The organism is Burkholderia sp. YHN3-13 (genome assembly GCF_055810675.1).
This window is the reverse complement of the sequence record NZ_JBVVNQ010000007.1, coordinates 209182-227715: the sequence shown is the minus strand read 5'-3', so window position 1 is coordinate 227715 and position 18534 is coordinate 209182. Positions and strand designations below refer to the sequence as shown.

Genomic DNA, 18534 nt, shown 5'->3' with positions numbered 1-18534 from the left:
CAATTCAATGAAGACGATTGCTGAAATCGTGAAGCTGGGCCCGGTCATTCCGGTGCTCGCATTCGACTCGGTCGAGCAGGGCGAACACGTGTCGCGCGCGCTGCACGCAGGCGGCGTGAAGGTACTCGAGATCACGCTGCGCACGCCGGCCGGCCTGGAGGCGATCCAGCGCGCGAGCCAGCTCGCGGACGACATCGTCGTCGGCGTCGGCACGATCACGAAACCCGAGCACTGCGCGCAGGCGAAGCGCGCCGGCGCGAAGTTCGGCGTGTCGCCGGGCCTGACGAAGGACCTGCACCTCGCGTCGCTCGACGCGGGCCTGCCGCTGCTGCCGGGCGTGATGACGCCGAGCGACATCATCCAGGCGCTTGAATTCGGCTACGAGATCGTGAAGTTCTTCCCCGCGCAGCAGGCAGGCGGCGTGCCGATGCTGCAGGCGTTCCACGGCCCGTTCCCGGCGCTGAAGTTCTGCCCGACCGGCGGCATCACGGTCGACACCGCGCCGAATTTCCTGAAACTGCCGAACGTCGTGTGCGTCGGCGGCTCGTGGCTCACGCCGAAGGCCGCGCTTGCCGCGCAGGACTGGGCCGAAGTCACGCGCCTCGCGCAAGCCGCGAGCCAGCTGCCGCGCTAATGCTTGTATGAAATGAAGAAAGAACCCTCGGAAGCAAGCGCTTAGTGCTTGTTTTACCGAGGGTTTTTGCTGATGGAACCGGTTCTATCCGCAGGCCGTAAAGATAAGTAAAATTCAGCGTCCTGACGGGGTGGGTACCCCCCGTGTTTCGGAGACCTGCATAGCCGGGCATACTCGCAACAGCTCGCCCGGTTCGAACAATTCTAGGAGGAGTGCCACATGGGGGCTGTCCAAGGCAGCATGCTGCTCGTATTCACGCTGATCGCGATTGCCGCGCTGATCCTGATGATCGCGCGCTACAAGATCTACCCGTTCCTGGTGCTGATCATCGTTTCGCTCGGCCTTGGTCTCGTCGTCGGCATGCCGATGGACAAGATCGTCAAGTCGTTCGAGACGGGCACCGGCGGCACGCTCGGTCACATTGCGATCGTCGTCGGCCTCGGCACGATGCTCGGCAAGATGATGGCCGAATCGGGCGGCGCCGAACGGATCGCGACCACGCTGATCGACTGGTTCGGTGAAAAGAACATCCACTGGGCGATGATGTTCGTCGCGATCATCGTCGGCCTGCCGGTGTTCTTCGAAGTCGGCTTCGTGCTGCTGATCCCGATCGCGTTCAACGTCGCGAAGCGCACCGGCAAGTCGCTGCTCGTCGTCGGCCTGCCGATGGTGGCCGGCCTGTCGGTCGTGCACGGGCTGATCCCGCCGCACCCGGCCGCGCTGCTGGCTGTCCAGCAATACGGCGCCGATATCGGCAAGACGATCGCGTTCGGCCTGCTCGTCGGCGTGCCGACCGCGATCATCGCGGGCCCGCTGTTCGCGCTGACGATCTCGAAGTTCGTGAAGCTGCCGGACAACAACCCGCTCGCGTCGCAATTCGTCGATTCGCGCACGGACGGCCGCACGCGCGAACTGCCGAGCTTCGGCATCACGCTGTTCACGATCCTGCTGCCCGTCGTGCTGATGCTCGTCGGCAGCTGGGCCGACCTGCTGTTCACGCCGAAGTCGCTGCCGAACAACCTGCTGCGCTTCGCCGGCAACTCGGACGTCGCGCTGCTGATCGCCGTGCTCGTGAGCTTCTTCACGTTCGGCAAGCTGCAGGGTTTCAACCGCGACCAGATCCAGAAGTTCTGCAGCGAGTGTCTGGCGCCGATCGCCGGGATCACGCTGATCGTCGGCGCGGGTGGCGGCTTCGGCGGTGTCCTGCGCGACAGCGGGATCTCGCAGCAGATCGTCGAGACCGCGAAGCACGCGCATCTGTCGCCGCTGCTGCTCGGCTGGTTCGTCGCGGCGCTGATGCGTCTCGCGACCGGCTCGGCGACGGTCGCGATGACGACGGCCTGCGGCATCGTCGCGCCGATCGCGGCGGCGGCCGGCACGACGGTCAGCCCGGAGCTGCTGGTGCTGGCCACCGGTTCGGGCTCGCTGATCTTCTCGCACGTGAACGATGGCGGCTTCTGGCTGATCAAGGAATACTTCGGGATGACGGTCGGTCAGACGTTCAAGACCTGGTCGTTGCTCGAAACCATCATTTCAGTGCTTGGTCTGGGCTTCACGCTGCTGCTGAGCATGGTTTTGTAACAAGGGGTAGTCAATGATTCTGATCGCAATGGGCGTATCGGGCGCAGGCAAGTCGCTGATCGGCGAAATGCTGGCGGAACGCCTGTCGTGCAGCTATACCGATGGCGACGCGTTTCACAGCGCGGCGAACAAGGAAAAGATGCACAACGGCATTCCGCTGACCGACGACGACCGCTGGCCGTGGCTGCGCACGATCCGCGCGGCCATCGAGGAAAAGCAGCGTGCCGGCGAAACGGCCGTGTTCACGTGCTCGTCGCTGAAGCGGTCGTACCGCGACGTGCTGCGCGGCACCGACACCGATGTGCGGTTCGTGTATCTGAAGGGGTCGTTCGAGGTGTTGCAGGAGCGCCTGAAGAGCCGCACCGGCCATTTCTTCGATCCGTCGCTGCTGAAGAGCCAGCTCGATACGCTCGAGGAGCCGGGCCCGGACGAAGCGATCGAGGTCAGCATCGAGCTGACGCCCGAACGGATCGTCGATCAGGTCATGCTGAAGATCGGTACCGCGCAGCAGCATTGAGCGCGGTTCTCGGCAATCGTCACGCAAAAGGCGCCCTTCGGGGCGCCTTTTGCGTTGGCGCGAAGCCGGCCGGTCAGGCCGCGTGCGCGCGCCGCGCGATGCCGTCGAGCAGCACGTCGAGCATCGTGTCGTGCACGACGGCCGGGTCCAGCTGCGCATAGAGCGGGGCGGCCGACCTGACGAGCGGATGCTCGGCGTCGGACAGCGCGTTCATCTCCGCGAGTTCGACGTCGTTGGCCGCACGCGTGAGGCCGCCGGCTTCGGCGGCAGCGAGCCCGATCACGCTCGCGTACCAGCCGACACACACCGCCGGCAGCGCCGCGCGCGGGATGCCGGCGTCGGTCAGCGCGCGATGCACGGCCTCGATGTGTGCGAGGTCGGCCGGCCCCGTGCTCATGTGCCGCTGCAGCAGCGCGAACGCGGCAGGGTAGCGCAGCGCGAGCGCGCGGTACTGGCGCGCGAGGTCGCGCAGCCGCTCGCGCCACGGCAGCGACGGGTCGACCGGCACGAGCGAGCGCGACAGCGCGTTCGCGATCGCGCGGTTCAGGCCTTCCTTCGACTTGAAGTGATACAGCACGCTCATCGGGTCGCAGCCGACCGACTGCGCGAGCTTGCGCACGCTGAATGCGGCTTCTCCGACGTCTTCGAGCAGCGCGAGGGCGGCCGCGACGATCGCGTCCTTGTCGAGGCCGCGCGGGCCTTGGGCGGGTTTGTCCTTCATCGAGGCGGGCGGGCACGCCGGTGCGGGACCGGCCGTAAACTTGACGAAAGCTTATTCTACACTGTAGAATTATTTCTGCGGTGTAGAAATTGGGTGTCCCGGCACCTTTCAAGACGTGCTTTCGCACAGTCCGGGATCCAGGCGGCACGAGCGTGCCCGCCGTCAACACGGGCCATCGCGCCCCCTCTTCTCGTTGACACCCATGTGGAACCGGCTGCCCCACCCGCGAAGCCAGAAGGCTATTCGACAGGCGGCCCAAGACCATGCAAGTGCAATCATGACGTCCAACCACCAACGACCCCTGATCCAGGGCGAATCGCGTTTCGAGCAAACGCAACTGAACATCGAAAAAGACAACTGGAACTGGTGCGACCCGGCTCGCTACGACGGCGAGCGCCCGGCCAACTGGTATGAGGCGTCGCTGTCGCGTCATGCGAACGGCACGCCGCTCGCGCACGATGCGGTGTGCGACGTGCTCGTGATCGGCGCGGGGCTGCTCGGCGCATCGGCCGCGCTGCATCTCGCGGAAGCGGGCGTCGACACGATCCTCGTCGACAAGCACCACGTCGGTTCGGCCGCGTCCGGCCGCAACGGCGGCCAGCTGACGCCCGGCCTCGCGCGCTGGGAGGCGGCCGACATGATCGACCACCTGTCGCACGACGACGCGAAGCGGCTGTGGCGCTTCGCGTCGGCCGAGTCGATGGACCTGATCGATGCGATCGGCGCGCGCTACGCGCTCGACCTCGACCGCAAGCGCGGCCACATCACGGCGGCCGTTCACCCGGGCCACATGAGCGCGCTGCTCGACGGCGCGGATGCGCGCCGTCATCTCGGCGACGCGGGCGTGACGCTCGTCGGCCGCCATCAGCTGCACGACGAATACGTGCGCTCGGGGCTGTATCACGGTGCGGCGATCGATGCGATCGGCGGCCAGATCCATCCGCTCGCGCTGGTGCGCGGCCTCGTGCACGGCTTCCGGCTGAACGGCGGCGCGCTGTTCGAGGGGACCGAGGTGCTCGAACTCGACGAGACGCCCGCGGGCGTCGTCGCGACGACGCCGGGCGGCACGATCACCGCGCGCAAGGGCGTCGTGCTCGCGCTGCACAACACGACGTTCCGGCTGCTGGACGACGGCGCGGCAACCACGGTGCCGTTCTTTACCTACGTGAGCGTGACGGCGCCGCTCGACGTCGATGTCGCGACGCTGATGCCGGCCGGCATGCCCGTGTACGACACGCAGTTCCAGATCGACTACTACCGGCCGGTGCGCGGCAACCGCCTGCTGTTCGGCGGGCAGGGCACCGGCACCTGCTGGGCGCAGCCCGACGTCAACGCGTATCTGCTGACGCGGCTGAACACGGTGTTTCCGCAGACCGACGGCCGCATCGCGCTCGACTACTGCTGGAGCGGCGTCAGCGACTTCACGCTGAACGGCGCCACCGACAGCCGCAAGACCGACGCCCGCGTGCCGATGTACATGGTGCAGGGCTGGAGCGGCCACGGCGTCGCGCAGACGGTGCGGATCGGCAAGGCGATCTGCGACGATTTCGTCGGCCGCAACGACGATTTCTCGATGCTCACGGGCATCGATCACCGCGCGATTCCGCTCGGCCGGCAGTTGTCGCCGATCGCGATTCCCGCCGCGAAGGCCGCGATGAGCGTGATGAGCGCGCTGAACCCGGGGCGGATGATCTCGTTCTGATGGTCCGGTGTTCAGGCTGCCGCGCGCCGTCAATGAAAAAGCCCGATGCGAATCGCTCGCATCGGGCTTTTTTTCGTCCGGGGACGGCGGTGCTTATGCGATCCGCTTCGCGAGTTCGACGGCCTTGCCGATGTACGACGCGGGCGTCATCGCAAGCAGCAGATCCTTCGCGTCCTGCGGGATCGCGAGCGTGCCGACGAATTCCTGCAGCGCCTCGCGCGTGATGCCCTTGCCGCGCGTCAGTTCCTTCAGCTGCTCGTACGGGTTCTCGATGCCGTAGCGGCGCATTACCGTCTGCACCGGCTCGGCCAGCACTTCCCAGCAGTTGTCGAGATCTTCGTTCAGGCGCTGCGGGTTCACCTCGAGCTTGTCGAGGCCGCGGATTAGCGAGTCGTACGCGAGCAGCGAGTAGCCGAGTGCGACGCCCATGTTGCGCAGCACCGTCGAGTCGGTCAGGTCGCGCTGCCAGCGCGACACCGGCAGCTTGTCGGCGAGGTGGCGCAGCGTCGCGTTCGCGAGGCCGAGGTTGCCTTCCGAGTTCTCGAAGTCGATCGGGTTGACCTTGTGCGGCATCGTCGACGAGCCGATCTCGCCGGCCTTCGTCTTCTGCTTGAAGTAGCCGACCGAGATGTAGCCCCACACGTCGCGGTCGAGGTCGAGCAGGATCGTGTTCGCGCGCGCGACGGCGTCGAACAGCTCGGCCATGTAGTCGTGCGGCTCGATCTGGATCGTATACGGGTTGAACGTGAGCTTCAGGCGGTTCTCGATCACGTCGCGCGAGAACGCTTCCCAGTCGAATGCCGGATACGCGGACAGGTGCGCGTTGAAGTTGCCGACCGCGCCGTTCATCTTGCCGAGGATCTCGACCTTCTCGATGCGGGTGATCGCACGGGCGAGACGCGCGGCGACGTTCGCGAGTTCCTTGCCGAGCGTCGTCGGGCTGGCCGGCTGGCCGTGCGTGCGCGACAGCATCGGCTGCTCGGCGTGCGCGTGCGCGAGGGCGACGAGGCGCTGGTAGACCGTGCGCAGCGCCGGCAGGATCACGTGTTCGCGCGCGCCGGCGAGCATCATGCCGTGCGACGTGTTGTTGATGTCCTCGGACGTGCACGCGAAGTGGATGAATTCGCTGGCCTGCTCGAGTTCGGCCTGGCCCTTCACCGATTCCTTCAGCCAGTATTCGACGGCCTTCACGTCATGGTTCGTCACGCGCTCGATTTCCTTGATGCGGGCGGCGTCGTGCGCGGTGAAGCGCTCGGCGAGCTGCAGCAGGAACTGCTCGGACGCATCGGAGAAGCGCGGGATTTCCGCGAAGCCGGCGCGCGACAGCGCGATCAGCCAGTGCACCTCGACGGTGACGCGGTGGCGCATGAAGGCGGCTTCGGAGAGCCAGTCGCGCAGCGCTTCGGTCTTGCTGGCGTAGCGGCCGTCGATGGGCGAGAGCGCGGTGAGGGCGAAAAGCGTATCGGGACGAGTGTCGGACATGATCGGGCGGGCCTTGGGGCCGGGTCGAGCGAGGGGGAAGGAGAATCCGGCATTTTACCATTGGCGCGGGGCGATCCCGGCCGAACCGGTCCGGCCGCTGCCGGCGCGGGCCACCGGCGCGGGCGACCAGTGCGGGCGACCAGTGCGGGCGACCAGTGCGGGCGACCAGTGCGGGCGACCAGTGCGGGACGGCGGGCGCGTGACGGCGGGGCGGCGCCAGAAAGGGCCGCTTGCGCGTGTCCGCGCCGCCGCCGCCGACCGGGGCTGCCCGCCGGTAGAATGCAGGCTTCTTCCCGACCGCCGCCCGCCGCGCCCCGCCTGCATGGAACTGAAATGGCTCGAAGACTTCGTTTCGCTCGCGGAAACGCGCAGCTTTAGCCGGTCCGCCGAACTGCGGCACGTGTCGCAGCCGGCGTTCTCGCGGCGGATCCAGGCGCTGGAGGCGTGGCTCGCGACCGAACTGATCGATCGTTCGGTTTATCCGACGCGGCTCACGCAGGCCGGGCAGATCTTCTACGAGCAGGCGCTGACGATGCTGTCGCAGGCGCACGAGGCGCGCACGCTGCTGCGCGGCCACGTCGGCGCGCCGGTGCCGACGATCGAGTTCGCGGTGCCGCACACGCTGTCGCTTACGTATTTTCCGCGCTGGCTGCAGCGGATCGAGGCGAAGATGGGCCAGGTCCACACGCGGCTGCGCGCGCTGAACGTGCACGACGCGGTGCTGTCGCTCGTCGAGGGCGGCTGCGATCTCGTGATGGGCTACCACCACCCGAGCCATCCGGTCGCGCTCGACCCGGCGCGCTACGACATGCTGATCCTCGGCAGCGAGCCGATCAGCCCGTTCTCGGCGCCCGGCCGCGCCGGCCGGCCGCGCCATACGCTGCCGGGCGCGGCCGACGCGCGCGTGCCGTACCTGTCGTATACGCCGAACGCGTATCTCGGCCGGATGACCGAGGTCATCATCGCGAACGCGCCGACCCGGCTGTTCCTCGACCGCGTCTACGAGACCGACATGGCCGAAGGGCTGAAGGCGATGGCGCTCGCGGGCCACGGCGTCGCGTTCCTGCCGCACAGCGCGGTCGAGGATTCGGTCGCGGGCGGCCGGCTGATCCGGCTCGACCGGTCGGCGCGCGGCGGCGCGCATCCGTTCACGCTGACGATGGAGATCCGGCTGTACTGCGACAAGCTCGCGCTGCAGGGCGACGATCCGCGCCAGAAACTCGTGCGCGCGCTGTGGGAGGTCGTGCGCGACGAGCTGCGCGACACCCCGAATTAACCGCCGGCGGTTAATCGACCGCCGCCGGTCGGTCGCGGCCGGCTGACGGCGGCCTTGCGGTGCCTGTCGGGTGGCTGTCCGGCGGCCGGCCCGCGCGCAAGCCAGCCGATTTTTTCGCCGGCGCGATGCACGGCCGATCGCGGGCGTTCTTGCGCAAATCGACCGCGGATTTGCGAAAAATCGCGATCATGCAAGAAACGCATAATCGAATAAGCAAACGGCATTGGATAAAAAAAACGGGTTTTTCGACAATGTGCGCAATCCGTTGAACGTTGGAGCTTCCATGTCTTCGCAACAGCAGTCCATCCCGTCCTACCTGCACGCCGACGATCTCGGCCCGTGGGGCAACTACCTTCAGCAGGTCGATCGCGTCGCGCCGTACCTCGGTTCGCTGTCGCGCTGGCTCGAAACGCTGAAGCGTCCGAAGCGCATCCTGATCGTCGATTGCCCCATCGAGCTCGATAACGGCACCGTCGCGCACTTCGAAGGCTATCGCGTGCAGCACAACGTGTCGCGCGGCCCGGGCAAGGGCGGCGTGCGCTACCACCAGGACGTGACGCTGTCGGAAGTGATGGCGCTGTCCGCATGGATGTCGGTGAAGAACGCGGCCGTGAACGTGCCGTACGGCGGTGCGAAGGGCGGCATCCGCGTGGACCCGCGCAAGCTGTCGCGGGGTGAGCTCGAGCGCGTGACGCGCCGCTACACCAGCGAAATCGGCATCATCATCGGGCCGAACACCGACATTCCGGCGCCGGACGTCAACACCAACGAACAGGTGATGGCGTGGATGATGGACACGTACTCGATGAACCAGGGCCAGACGTCGACCGGCGTCGTGACCGGCAAGCCGATCGCGCTCGGCGGTTCGCTCGGTCGCAAGGAAGCGACGGGCCGCGGCGTGTTCGTCGTCGGCTCGGAAGCGGCGAAGAAGAAAGGGCTGGAAATCGAAGGCGCGCGCATCGCGGTGCAGGGCTTCGGCAACGTCGGCGGCATCGCGGCGAAGCTGTTCCAGGAAGCCGGCTCGAAGGTGATCGCGGTGCAGGATCACACGGGCACGATCTACCAGCCGGCCGGCCTCGATTCGAACAAGCTGCTCGACCACGTCGCACGCACGGGCGGCGTCGCGGGCTTCGAAGGCGCCGAGCCGATGCCGAACGACGAGTTCTGGACGGTCGAGACCGACATCCTGATCCCGGCGGCGCTGGAAAACCAGATCACCGAGAAGAACGCGGCGAAGATCCGCACGAAGATCATCGTCGAAGGCGCGAACGGCCCGACGACGACGGCGGCGGACGACATCCTGAGCGCGAACGGCGTGCTCGTGATCCCCGACGTGATCGCGAACGCCGGTGGCGTGACCGTCTCGTACTTCGAATGGGTGCAGGATTTCTCGAGCTTCTTCTGGACGGAAGACGAGATCAACCACCGCCTCGAGCGCGTGATGCGCGAAGCGTTCGCCGGCGTGTGGGCGGTCGCGGAAGAGCACAAGGTGACGGTGCGTACGGCGGCGTTCATCGTCGCGTGCAAGCGCATCCTGATGGCGCGCGAAATGCGTGGCCTCTACCCCTGATCGTTGACTATGATCCATTCATGACGCAATCCCCCCGATTGCGGAAATGAACCCTCGCGGGCGATGCCGGATCCGGCATCGCCCGCGCGCGCATTCGGGCGCCAGGAGCCGGGAGGAAGGCTTCGTGCAGGGCGATTCGTAGTGCGGTAAACAACCAGTACTTTCAAAAATATTACTTTGATACACTGGCGCGGGTTTTAGCCAAGGAGATGACCAAAATGAAATACCACAAGGCAGTCCTGATGGTCGCGGCGCTTTGCGCGTTCGCAAGCGGCGCGCATGCTCAGGAGACGGGCACGCTGAAGAAGATCAAGGACACGGGCGTGATCGCGCTGGGCCACCGCGAATCGTCGATTCCGTTCTCCTATTACGACCAGAACCAGCAGGTGGTCGGCTATTCGCGCGAATTCCAGATGAAGATCGTGGACGCGGTGAAGAAGAAGCTGAACCTGCCGAACCTGCAGGTGAAGAACATCCCCGTCACGTCGCAGAACCGCATTCCGCTCGTGCAGAACGGCACGGTCGACATCGAGTGCGGCTCGACGACCAACAACACCGAGCGCCAGCAGCAGGCTGCGTTCTCCGACACGATCTTCGTGATCGGCACGCGCCTGATGACGAAGAAGGATTCGGGCGTCAAGGATTTCGCCGACCTGAAGGGCAAGACGGTCGTGACGACCGCCGGCACGACGTCGGAGCGCCTGCTGCGCAAGATGAACAACGACAAGCAGCTGGGCATGAACATCATCAGCGCGAAGGATCATGGCGATTCCTTCAACACGCTGGAATCGGGTCGCGCGGTCGCGTTCATGATGGATGACGCGTTGCTCGCGGGCGAGCGCGCGAAGGCGAAGCAGCCGGGCGAGTGGGTGATCGTCGGCACGCCGCAATCGGAAGAAGCCTACGGCTGCATGATGCGCAAGGGCGACGCCGACTTCAAGAAGGTCGTCGACGACGCGATCTCGCAAGTCGAGAAGTCGGGCGAAGCCGCGAAGATCTACGCGAAGTGGTTCGAGAATCCGATCCCGCCGAAGGGGCTGAACCTGAACTTCCCGTTGTCCGATTCGATGAAGAAGCTGTACGCGAACCCGAACGACAAGGCACTCGACTGACCGCACGGCCGTTGATGCAGAAATGACGCTAATGAGACGGAAGAGGCTACGCTTCTTCCGTCTCTTTTTGCTGGAGTCTTGCCCATGTCTTACCACTGGAACTGGGGCATCTTCCTGAGCCCCGTGTCGACCGGCGAGCCGACGACTTATTTCGGATGGCTGATGTCCGGCTTCTGGGTGACGATCGAAGTGTCGCTCGTCGCCTGGGTCATCGCGCTGATCGTCGGGTCGCTGTTCGGCGTGCTGCGCACCGCGCCGAACAAATGGCTGTCCGCGATCGGCACCGTGTACGTGTCGATCTTCCGGAACATTCCGCTGATCGTGCAGTTCTTCGTCTGGTATCTCGTGATACCCGAGCTGCTGCCCGCGTCGATCGGGACCTGGATCAAGCAGTTGCCGCCGACCACGCAGTTCTTTACCGCGTCGATCTTCTGTCTGGGCCTGTTCACCGGCGCGCGCGTGTGCGAACAGGTGCGCTCGGGGATCAACGCGCTGCCGAAGGGCCAGCGCGCGGCCGGTCTCGCGATGGGCTTCACGCAATGGCAGACGTATCGCTACGTGCTGCTGCCCGTTGCGTACCGGATCATCGTGCCGCCGCTCACGTCGGAATTCCTGAACATCTTCAAGAACTCCGCCGTCGCGTCGACGATCGGCCTGCTCGACCTGTCCGCGCAGGCGCGCCAGCTCGTCGACTACACCGCGCAGACGTACGAGTCGTTCATCGCCGTCACGCTCGCGTACGTGATCATCAACCTCGTCGTGATGGCGTTCATGCGCTGGATCGAAGGCCGCACGCGGCTGCCCGGCTATATCGGAGGCAAGTGATGCATCAGTTCGACTGGAGTAGTATTCCCGGCGCGCTGCCGACGCTGTGGACGGGGGCCGTCGTCACGTTCCAGATCACGCTGATCGCGATCGTGGTCGGGATCGTCTGGGGCACGCTGCTGGCGCTGATGCGGCTGTCGGGCGTCAAGCCGCTCGCGTGGTTCGCGCAGGGCTACGTGACGGTGTTCCGCTCGATCCCGCTCGTGATGGTGCTGCTGTGGTTCTTCCTGATCGTGCCGCAGCTGCTGCAGGGCGTGCTCGGGCTGTCGCCGACGATCGACATCCGCCTCGCGTCGGCCATGGTCGCGTTCTCGCTGTTCGAAGCCGCGTATTATTCCGAGATCATCCGCGCCGGCATCCAGGCGGTGCCGCGCGGGCAGGTGAATGCCGCGTTCGCGCTCGGCATGAACTACGCGCAGGCGATGCGCCTCGTGATCCTGCCGCAGGCGTTCCGCGCGATGGTGCCGCTGCTGCTCACGCAGGCGATCGTCCTGTTCCAGGATACGTCGCTCGTGTACGTGATCAGTCTCGCGGACTTCTTCCGCACGGCGGCCAACATCGGCGATCGCGACGGCACGACCGTCGAGATGGTCCTGTTCGCCGGCGCATGTTATTTCGTGATTTGCTCGTTGGCGTCTGCTCTCGTCAAGGGTCTCCAGAAAAAGGTCACAAGATGATTTCCATCAAGAACGTTTCGAAGTGGTACGGCCAGTTTCAGGTCCTCACCGACTGCACGACCGAGGTCAAGAAAGGCGAAGTGGTCGTCGTGTGCGGCCCGTCGGGCTCGGGCAAGTCGACGCTGATCAAGACCGTCAACGGCCTCGAGCCGTTTCAGCAGGGCGAGATCCTCGTGAACGGCCAGTCGGTCGGCGACAAAAAGACGAACCTGTCGAAGCTGCGCTCGAAGGTCGGGATGGTGTTCCAGCATTTCGAGCTGTTCCCGCATCTGTCGATCACCGAGAACCTGACGCTCGCGCAGGTCAAGGTGCTCGGCCGCGGCAAGGACGAAGCGACCGAGAAGGGCATGAAGCTGCTCGAGCGCGTCGGCCTGAAGGCGCATGCGCACAAGTTCCCGGGGCAGCTGTCGGGCGGCCAGCAGCAGCGTGTCGCGATCGCGCGCGCGCTGTCGATGGACCCGATCGCGATGCTGTTCGACGAACCGACGTCCGCGCTCGATCCCGAGATGATCAACGAAGTGCTCGACGTGATGGTCGAACTCGCGCAGGAAGGGATGACGATGATGGTCGTCACGCACGAGATGGGCTTCGCGAAGAAGGTCGCGCATCGCGTGATCTTCATGGACAAGGGCGCGATCGTCGAGGACGACCGCAAGGACGATTTCTTCTCGAATCCGAAATCGGAACGCGCGAAGGACTTCCTCGCGAAGATCCTGCACTGAGCGTTCGCGCGTTTCGCGCGCGTCCACGCGAAAACCGCCCGGCATCGAGCCGGGCGGTTTTTTTTCGGCCGCCGGTCGCGTGCGTTACCAGCTGTAGCGGTAGCCGACCTGCCCGACGATTCCGCGCCGGTAATCGCCGCCGATGTTGCGCGCGATTTTCGCGTTCGCGTAGAGCTCGCCCGACTTGCCGAAGCTCGCGCTCACGCCGACCCCGAGCTCGTACCAGGTGCGGCCGAGGTGCGTCGCGAACGGCGTGCCGCCGACGACGGTCTGGCCCGGCGACAGGAAGTCGTGCAGCACGTCGGCCGTGAAGTACGGCGTCGCGGCGCCGCCGCCCGCATCCGACTGGAGGTTCGGCCGGAAGATGCGCACGCCGACGCGGCCGCGCAGCGCGTTCGTCGTCGTGCCCGATACGGCCGACACGTTGTCGTTGAACCCGTTCAGCTTCAGGTACTGGTACATCAGCTGCGCCTGCGGTTCGATCGCGATCGGCGTGCCGCCGATCGCGAACGGCTTGCCGACTTCCTGCGACAGCGCTATACCGAAACCGTTCTGCGACGCCTCGTTGCCGTAGCTGTCGCGATAGCGGTTGCCGTAGTGCGTGACCTGCCCGACGCTGTCGAAGTAGGTGCCGTCCGGCAGATAGCGCGTCCAGTAGCCGCCGACGCTCTGCGCGTGCATCTCGACCGAGCCCGTCGAGGTCGACAGGTCCTGCGCGTCGGCGCGCGCCATGTCGCTGAAACTCGCGTTCGACACGCCGATGCTGGCGGTCACGCCCGCATGCGTGCTGCCCGCGCCGTTCGGCGCCTGGTCGAGCGTCCAGTCCTTGCCGAACTGCGCGAAGAACGTGCGCTCGTCGGCCGCGAAGCGGCCCGCGTTCGCATCGAGGCTCTGGCCGCCGATGCGCCCCCATACGCCGTCGCGGTTGCCCGGCTGCTGCTTCTCGACGTTGTAGATGTCGCCGACGCGCTCGTGCAGCTTGCCGAGCGTGGAGAAGCCGTAGTCGGCGTTCAAGAGCGGCGTGAGCGCGTAGCCGGCGACGCCCGGGCGGTACGCGAGCGTGCCGCCGTTGCCGTTCCCGTTGTTGCCGCCGTCGCCGCCGCCGGACGGGTGGATCGGGTCGCCGGGGTCGGTCTGGTCGAGCTGCGAGCGAAGGTACCAGCCGTTCGCGTCGCTTTGACCGCCGCGATAGAGCCGGTATTCGTACGCGCCGGCCTGGACGGGCCCGGCGAGATGGAAGGCCGACGCGGTGGTCGTGCCGCCGTTGGCCGTGACGACCACCGGAATCCCGTCGCCGGTCGTCTGCGCGCCGGTGCCGGCCGTATTGGCGATCTTCAGGCCGGTCGTGCCGTTCGCGGCGCCGCCGTTCACGATCAGCCGGTCGGTCGGCGACGCGTCGGCGCCGAGATACGTGTTGAGCGCGATCGTGCCGCCGCGGCCGACATAGTTGCCGGTCGTCAGCGTCTTGTAGCTGCCCGTGAGCGTCGGCGAACCGACGGGGGCGGCGAACGCGACGAGGCCCGCGTTGCTCAGGCTGCTCAGGACCGAGCTGCCCGTCATGCGCCACGTGCTCGAGCCGTCGACCCTCAGCGCGACCGGATCGATCTTGCCGGTCAGCGTCGTGCCGTACCCGAGGAACACGTTGCCGGTGCTCGATGCGTCGGAGACGATGTCGCCCGCGAGGTTCACGCCCAATGCGTTGAACGTCACGTTGCTGCCGTTCGCAAGGTTCAGCAGCGTGCCGTTGCCGGCCGTCACGACCGTGCCGTTTACCGTGATGTCGGCCTTGCCGCCGCGCGCGGCGAAGGCCGGCCCGGCGACGGACGTCACGCTACCGCCCTGGACCAGGACCGAACTCGTCGCGCCGCTCGCGAGCATATCCGACGTCAGCACGCCGGCCGTCGCGCCCTTGAGCGTCGTGCCGTGCAGTTCGAGCAAGCCGCCGCTGTCCGCGGTTGCGCCGTTGCCGGCCGCGCTGTCGATCGACGAATCCGTACCGGTGATACGCCCGCCGTGCAGCGCGACGCTGCCGTCGGCAGCGCTACCCGACGTGGTGAGCGTCACACCCGACAGCGTGGCTGCCGCACCATCCATCACGATCGCATGCGCACCGGCGCCGGTCGTCGCGATGGTCGTGCCGTCGGCCAAGAACGCCGAATCGGCGCTCGACACGTAGACGCCGCGCGCATTGGTACCGGAGGTGCGGACGACCGTCGTCGGATAGGTCGCGATGAGCGCGCTCGTGCCGGTCGACGTGACGCCGTCGGCGCCGTTGCCGGTCGTGGCGATCTGCATATCGGACAGTGAGATCGTTGTGTTCGCGCCGAGGTTGCGGATCCCGCTGCCCGATCCGCCCGTTGCGATCGAGGTCGCGCCGGCCACGATACCACCGCGCGTGACGGTCGGGTCGATCAGCACGCCGTCGGCGCTGCCGTTCGCGATCACGGTGCCGGCGCCCGACATCGAGACCCATGTGCCGGCGCCCGTCAGGCGCACGCCCGCGATGCCGTCGTCGGCTTCGATCGAGCCGGTGTTGGCGAGTAGCGCCGATGCCCCCTGCACGAGCGCGCCGGTGCCATCGGACACGCGGATCGTCGACGCGTTGTTTACCGCGCCTAACGTGCCGACGACGACGCCCGTCGAGTCGGCGCCGGTCAGCAACACCGTATTGCGGTTATCGAACGTGCCGAGGTTTTGCGCGACGAAGCCCGTCACGCCGGCGGTCGACGACGTCACGGCGGCATGGTTGGTCAGCGTCGTCGCGACCAGGCCACCGGTGTTTGCGCCGGCGAGGTCGTGCGCCTGCCCGTCGACGACGCCCGCGATCGCGCCGGCCGCGTTCAGGTTGATCGTCGCGCCGGCGTCGATCGTGCCGTTCGCGCCGCCCTCGACCGCGATCGCGATGCCGTTCGCGCCGTTGACGTTGTAGGTCGCGTTGCCGGTCGACAGCGTCGTGCCGGCGTCGGTCGCGAGCACGCCATGCGCACGCTGGCCGTTGACGTCGGTCGTCAGCGTGCCGGCCGCCGACGCGCCCGTGTACGCCGCGCCGCCCGCGACGCGGAACAGCGTCGAGTCGTCGGTGTCGACGCTGAGGTGCTGCGCGGCCACGTTGATCTTCGAGCCCGCGCCGTATGCGTAGAAGCCGATCTGGTTCGTGCCTGACATGAAGGCCGGCACCGCGTTCGCGCCGACGTCGATCGTCGCGCCCGAGCGTGCGTGCACGCCGATCGCGCCGGTGCCCGTCAGGTTGAGCGCGCCGTCGAGCGTGGCCTTCGCAAGCGGCCCTTCGGCCCACACGCCGTAGTTGCGCGTGCCCGACGCGGGATCGAGGCCGCCGGCCACGTCGATCGTGCCGGTCGACGTCGCGGCGGTCGCTTGCGTGCCGGTGCCGAGCACCATCACGCCGATGCCGTTCACGCCATTCAGCGTGATCGTGCCGGTGTTGGTCACGGTCGCGGCCGTATCGGCCGCGAGCATGCCGACGTTGGCGAGCGGCGTGCCGGGCGCCGTGCCGTTGACGACGATCGCGCCCGCGTTGGTCAACGTGCCGGACGTCGAGCCGATGCTCGCGAGCGCGGCGCCGTTCTGTGTCTGCGAGCCGATCACGATCGTGCCGAGGTTGCTCGCGGTGCCCGATGCGCCGAGCAGGATGCCGTATGCGTGCGCGGCGAGCGCGACGTCGCTTGCCGTGCCGCCGGGTGCGTACTGGGCCGCGCGGCCGAGATAGATCGTGCCGCCGGCCTGGTTCGTGAAGCTGCCGCCGTCGACGAGGCCGCCGATCACCTGGCTGTCGAGCGTCGTCGCGTTGACGCCGACGTTGATCGTGCCGGCGTTCGACCCGGTCGCGCCGTCTGTCACACCTACCGCGTAGTTCTGCAGGTTCGGCTGGTTGCCGTCGAGCGTCCACGCGCCGACGTTCATCACGCCGTTGTTGACGAACGAGGTGCCCGTTCCGCTTGCGTACACGCCGTTGCCTTCCGTGTAAGCGTTGAGGCCGAAGTTGGCGGGCGGCGCGCTGCCGCTCGTGTCGAAGTTGTCGCCGGATGCGTAGCCGGACGAGATCGTGCCGTTGTTGACGCCGCTTGCACCGCTCAGCAGGCGCACCAGCGTGAAGTCGCCCGACAGGCGCCCGTCGTTGATGAAGTGCGCACCGTTTTCCGCGAGGACGGCCGAGCTCGGGACGATCGTGTTGGTGCCGCGGAAGTCGATCTGGCCGTCCTTGCCGATCTGCAGCGTCGCGTTCGCGCCCGTGCCGTGCATGACCGACAGGAAATCGATCGGCAGCGTGTTCTTGTCGCCTGCGGACACGGCGTTCTGATACTGGAAGCTTTGCTGCGAGAACGTCACGGCCTGGCTGAACGCGCTGTCGTAGGCGGCCTGCGAGCCGAGCGCGCCGCTTTGCACCGAGCGCACGAGAAAGTCGTTGTACGCGGCAAGCGATGCGGCGTCGGTGACCTTCCACGTACTGCCGTCGAACGCGGTGAAGGTGCCCGCGTAGGCCGGCACGTCGAGCTGGCGGCTGCCGACGGCACCGCCGTCCGCAAGATAGTCGCCGGTGGTGAACTGAATCTGGTTGCGCGAGTTCCAGGTGACGGTGCTCGTCGTGGAGCCCGTTCCGTCCGCGACGGTAAGGTCGGTCCCCTTCGCGGCGATCGAGATCGCGTTGCCGGCTGCGTCGGGCGCGTTCGCCGCATTGCCGATCGACACGTTGAGCGATCCGCCGCTGGCGGCGACGGTGCCGATGCGCGTGTTCACGTACTGATCGCCGTTCACGTCGTGGTAGACGGGCACTTCGGTCGCGCCGGCCGTCGACGCGGAAAACGCGGACGAGTCGTAGGTCGCGACCGACGTGCGGGTGCCGGTGATCGAGTCGGGCGTGCTCACGCTGTGCGTCTTGCCGCCGAGCGACAGCAGCGGCTGGTTCGGGTTGCCCGACACGATGGTCGTGCTGCCGATCGGCGTGAGCGTGTAGCCCGGGTCGCCGCCGGCGCCGGTCCATGCGCCCGACACGCCGACGGTGTCGCCGCCCGACACGGTGGTGGCACCGGCCAGGTTGTCGTTGACGGTCGGGCTGAAACTGCCGAGCGCGCAGGTGCCGCCGCTCGCGACGGCCGCGCCGCTGCCGCAGGTCGATGCATGCGCGCCGCCGGCCGACAGCATGGCCAGCAATGCGCCGAGCGCTACCGCGCGGCGGTTCGTGCCCGATGCGCTACCCGAGCGCTTGCCGCGCGCCCGTGCCGTTTCCGCCACCGCGACCCAGCAGCCGGTGGTTTCGCTCCATATCGATCGAAATGAGTGATTCACGACAAGCCCCTATTTCTTGTTTTGAAATGGCATTCGCCGGAATTCGGCGAATTCGCAATCCGCGGTGGAGAAATAATCCGAAAGGGGCGTGCGGCGGCTGTGGCTGCGTATCGCGCCAATCGTGTTTCGTTACACCAGCGATGGGCGGAGTCTACTGATTCGGAGCACGGTCGATTATCGAGAAATCGGGAAATGTGGGGATGCCAACCGTAGTGGGTTGTATTTTTGATTTGTGTGGTTAATCGAACCGAAAGCCATGCAGGTCAATGGACCCGGAGGCTGGGGTGAAAATCAGGAATGGCCGGTGGGGTGGGTGGGATACCGCACGGATTGATGGCAACCGATAAGCTAGAATGCGCGCCCGAGATTATATTTAATGGGAAGAATTTGCCGTTTCTTGATTTGGTTGTT

The 18534-nt window shown here is 66.5% G+C and carries 13 protein-coding genes; 10 read left to right on the top strand and 3 right to left on the bottom strand.

The window, feature by feature from the left end; translation table 11 throughout:
• Nucleotides 1–7 precede the first annotated feature (7 nt).
• From eda to AC0KUR_RS18490, 3 genes are all read left to right on the top strand, one after another.
• Nucleotides 8–634: a bifunctional 4-hydroxy-2-oxoglutarate aldolase/2-dehydro-3-deoxy-phosphogluconate aldolase gene (gene eda / locus AC0KUR_RS18500; protein ID WP_034186432.1), complete on the top strand. Its 627-nt coding sequence runs from the start codon at nucleotides 8–10 to the stop codon at nucleotides 632–634.
• A 219-nt stretch (nucleotides 635–853) separates the two neighbouring features.
• Complete coding sequence (locus AC0KUR_RS18495) at nucleotides 854–2215, top strand: GntP family permease (protein ID WP_034186433.1); 1362 nt, start codon at nucleotides 854–856, stop codon at nucleotides 2213–2215.
• Nucleotides 2216–2228: 13 nt separating this feature from the next.
• On the top strand, nucleotides 2229–2732 hold the full coding sequence (locus AC0KUR_RS18490; RefSeq protein ID WP_034186434.1) for a gluconokinase: 504 nt from the start codon (nucleotides 2229–2231) through the stop codon (nucleotides 2730–2732).
• A 73-nt stretch (nucleotides 2733–2805) separates the two neighbouring features.
• On the opposite strand, the gene AC0KUR_RS18485 is transcribed toward AC0KUR_RS18490, so the two are convergent.
• The gene (locus AC0KUR_RS18485) at nucleotides 2806–3453 is read right to left on the bottom strand and encodes a TetR/AcrR family transcriptional regulator (RefSeq protein ID WP_034186435.1); all 648 of its coding nucleotides are present in this window, start codon (nucleotides 3451–3453) and stop codon (nucleotides 2806–2808) included.
• A 277-nt stretch (nucleotides 3454–3730) separates the two neighbouring features.
• On the opposite strand from AC0KUR_RS18485, the gene AC0KUR_RS18480 reads away from it, so the two are divergent.
• The gene (locus AC0KUR_RS18480; protein ID WP_069706499.1) at nucleotides 3731–5155 is read left to right on the top strand and encodes an NAD(P)/FAD-dependent oxidoreductase; all 1425 of its coding nucleotides are present in this window, start codon (nucleotides 3731–3733) and stop codon (nucleotides 5153–5155) included.
• Nucleotides 5156–5248: 93 nt separating this feature from the next.
• Here the strand turns inward: AC0KUR_RS18480 and purB are convergent, their stop codons facing one another.
• Nucleotides 5249–6637 (bottom strand): adenylosuccinate lyase, encoded by a 1389-nt coding sequence (gene purB / locus AC0KUR_RS18475; RefSeq protein ID WP_034186437.1) that lies wholly within the window; start codon nucleotides 6635–6637, stop codon nucleotides 5249–5251.
• Nucleotides 6638–6959: 322 nt separating this feature from the next.
• On the opposite strand from purB, the gene AC0KUR_RS18470 reads away from it, so the two are divergent.
• The 6 genes from AC0KUR_RS18470 to AC0KUR_RS18445 all read left to right on the top strand — a co-directional run bounded on the left by AC0KUR_RS18470 (nucleotide 6960) and on the right by AC0KUR_RS18445 (nucleotide 12819).
• The gene (locus AC0KUR_RS18470) at nucleotides 6960–7913 is read left to right on the top strand and encodes a LysR substrate-binding domain-containing protein (protein ID WP_034186438.1); all 954 of its coding nucleotides are present in this window, start codon (nucleotides 6960–6962) and stop codon (nucleotides 7911–7913) included.
• 283 nt (nucleotides 7914–8196) lie between these two features.
• Nucleotides 8197–9483, top strand: coding sequence for a Glu/Leu/Phe/Val family dehydrogenase (locus tag AC0KUR_RS18465; protein ID WP_034186440.1), 1287 nt, complete (start codon nucleotides 8197–8199; stop codon nucleotides 9481–9483).
• 218 nt (nucleotides 9484–9701) lie between these two features.
• On the top strand, nucleotides 9702–10595 hold the full coding sequence (locus AC0KUR_RS18460) for a glutamate/aspartate ABC transporter substrate-binding protein (protein ID WP_034186451.1): 894 nt from the start codon (nucleotides 9702–9704) through the stop codon (nucleotides 10593–10595).
• Between the two features lie 84 nt (nucleotides 10596–10679).
• Nucleotides 10680–11420, top strand: a complete 741-nt coding sequence (locus AC0KUR_RS18455; protein ID WP_473376273.1) for an amino acid ABC transporter permease — start codon at nucleotides 10680–10682, stop codon at nucleotides 11418–11420.
• The gene (gene gltK, locus AC0KUR_RS18450) at nucleotides 11420–12097 is read left to right on the top strand and encodes a glutamate/aspartate ABC transporter permease GltK (protein WP_034186442.1); all 678 of its coding nucleotides are present in this window, start codon (nucleotides 11420–11422) and stop codon (nucleotides 12095–12097) included. Before AC0KUR_RS18455 ends, gltK begins: the two co-directional genes overlap by 1 nt.
• Nucleotides 12094–12819, top strand: coding sequence for an amino acid ABC transporter ATP-binding protein (locus AC0KUR_RS18445; RefSeq protein WP_069706501.1), 726 nt, complete (start codon nucleotides 12094–12096; stop codon nucleotides 12817–12819). The genes gltK and AC0KUR_RS18445 overlap by 4 nt, the downstream gene beginning before the upstream one ends.
• 84 nt (nucleotides 12820–12903) lie before the next feature.
• Here AC0KUR_RS18445 and AC0KUR_RS18440 read toward each other — a convergent pair whose 3' ends face one another.
• On the bottom strand, nucleotides 12904–18123 hold the full coding sequence (locus tag AC0KUR_RS18440; protein ID WP_473376272.1) for an autotransporter outer membrane beta-barrel domain-containing protein: 5220 nt from the start codon (nucleotides 18121–18123) through the stop codon (nucleotides 12904–12906).
• Between the last annotated feature and the right edge of the window lie 411 nt (nucleotides 18124–18534).

What these genes read in the sequence shown, in the direction of transcription:
- gltK (WP_034186442.1), top strand. Translation starts at nt 11,420, where the DNA reads ATGCATCAGTTCGACTGGAGTAGTATTCCCGGCGCGCTGCCGACGCTG.
- AC0KUR_RS18460 (WP_034186451.1), top strand. Translation starts at nt 9,702, where the DNA reads ATGAAATACCACAAGGCAGTCCTGATGGTCGCGGCGCTTTGCGCGTTC.
- AC0KUR_RS18485 (WP_034186435.1), bottom strand. Translation starts at nt 3,453, where the DNA reads ATGAAGGACAAACCCGCCCAAGGCCCGCGCGGCCTCGACAAGGACGCG.
- AC0KUR_RS18455 (WP_473376273.1), top strand. Translation starts at nt 10,680, where the DNA reads ATGTCTTACCACTGGAACTGGGGCATCTTCCTGAGCCCCGTGTCGACC.
- AC0KUR_RS18445 (WP_069706501.1), top strand. Translation starts at nt 12,094, where the DNA reads ATGATTTCCATCAAGAACGTTTCGAAGTGGTACGGCCAGTTTCAGGTC.
- eda (WP_034186432.1), top strand. Translation starts at nt 8, where the DNA reads ATGAAGACGATTGCTGAAATCGTGAAGCTGGGCCCGGTCATTCCGGTG.
- AC0KUR_RS18465 (WP_034186440.1), top strand. Translation starts at nt 8,197, where the DNA reads ATGTCTTCGCAACAGCAGTCCATCCCGTCCTACCTGCACGCCGACGAT.
- AC0KUR_RS18490 (WP_034186434.1), top strand. Translation starts at nt 2,229, where the DNA reads ATGATTCTGATCGCAATGGGCGTATCGGGCGCAGGCAAGTCGCTGATC.
- purB (WP_034186437.1), bottom strand. Translation starts at nt 6,637, where the DNA reads ATGTCCGACACTCGTCCCGATACGCTTTTCGCCCTCACCGCGCTCTCG.
- AC0KUR_RS18470 (WP_034186438.1), top strand. Translation starts at nt 6,960, where the DNA reads ATGGAACTGAAATGGCTCGAAGACTTCGTTTCGCTCGCGGAAACGCGC.
- AC0KUR_RS18480 (WP_069706499.1), top strand. Translation starts at nt 3,731, where the DNA reads ATGACGTCCAACCACCAACGACCCCTGATCCAGGGCGAATCGCGTTTC.
- AC0KUR_RS18495 (WP_034186433.1), top strand. Translation starts at nt 854, where the DNA reads ATGGGGGCTGTCCAAGGCAGCATGCTGCTCGTATTCACGCTGATCGCG.